A 1,299-nucleotide genomic window follows, 5' to 3' on the forward strand; every position below is an offset into this window, starting at 1 on the left:
CAGTAACTCTTTACCAGGCTCCGTACACCGAAGATCGTACCGACCATATCGAAGGGATGTATGCAGCACTGGTTGAGGCGAGGATTCCGTTCGACTTCGTTCATGAGGAAGACCTGAATCAGGAGCGCTTGCATGCGTACTCGGTCCTGATTCTGCCGAACGTCGCTCTGCTCTCTGATACGCAAGCCAGCGCTATCAGGCGGTTTGTACAGGCGGGCGGTTCCCTGCTGGCTACCTTTCAGACTGGCCTGTTCGACGAGAACGGGAAGCCTCGCAATGATTTCGCTCTTGGCGATCTATTCGGAATCAAGAAGGCAGGCGAAGCCGTGCGCACGACGGCGCAGGCTGCGGACCCAATCGGCGGTATCCATCTTCAGTACATCCGCAATCGCGGGCCTCTCACGGAAGGCTTCGAAGAGACACGCTGGATCGCTGGTCCGGTATGGCGACAGCCGGTCGAACCCATCCAAAGCAGCACCATGACCTTCATCAAGCCCTATCCGGTCTATCCGCCGGAGGCCGTCTATCAACGGGAAGAGCCGAGCAATCTGCCTTCGATGGTGGCCCGGGAGACAGGAACATCACGCCTGGTGTATCTGGCCGGAGATATGGATAGCGCGTTCTGGAGGCTCGACCATCCTGATCTTGGCCGGCGGATTACGAACGCCGTGCGCTGGCTGCTGAAGGACACCAATGTCGTTGACGTGCGTGGAGATGGGCTGATTGAAGTCACCGCATGGGAGACACAGCCGGGCTATGCCTTCCACCTGCTGAACTACACGGGGGCAAATGCGTTTCGTGGACACATGCGCAAACCGGCGACGCTGACAGATCAGAGGCTGGAGATTCGATTACCGGATGCGAAGAAGATCAAAAAAGCATCCCTGCTCCACGCAGGGATGCCGATTGTGTTCCAGCAGAATGGGAAGCGCGTTTCTCTTACTGTCCCTCGCGTGGAGCTTTACGAGGTAGTCGCGCTGGAGGTGTAACAGCTCGGAACAGACAGATCAGGCGAGCGTGCCGTCAAACCACTGGCTGACGTTGGCGGCATGGACGCGAACCGATAGAAAGAACTGACCGAAGGAAGCGTAGACCGCGCTCACCTTGTCGAAGCGCATCTCGTAGATCAGCTTTTTGAAGATGATGGGATTGTCGGCGAAGAGGTCGACTCCCCACTCCCAGTCATCAAGGCCGATGGAACCGGTGATGATCTGGCGGACGTGATCGGCGTAGCGGCGGCCGATCATGCCGTGCTCGTGCATCATGGCACGGYGATCAGCCATGGGTTCGGTGTACCAG

Annotated in this window: 2 protein-coding genes; one reads left to right on the forward strand and one right to left on the reverse strand. The window is 57.9% G+C overall.

All coding sequences use genetic code 11. The features are described from left to right. Positions 1–989 (forward strand): beta-galactosidase trimerization domain-containing protein (locus AB4043_RS25875; RefSeq protein ID WP_442308570.1); only part of this gene is annotated, 989 nt, incomplete at its 5' end. An 18-nt stretch (positions 990–1,007) separates the two neighbouring features. Here the strand turns inward: AB4043_RS25875 and AB4043_RS25880 are convergent. Continuing rightward, positions 1,008–1,299: chlorite dismutase family protein (locus AB4043_RS25880; RefSeq protein WP_442308571.1), on the reverse strand; the 292-nt coding region annotated here is incomplete at its 5' end.

Origin of the sequence: Terriglobus sp. YAF25, from assembly GCF_052113305.1 — a bacterium.
Classification (GTDB): Bacteria; Acidobacteriota; Terriglobia; order Terriglobales; family Acidobacteriaceae; genus Terriglobus.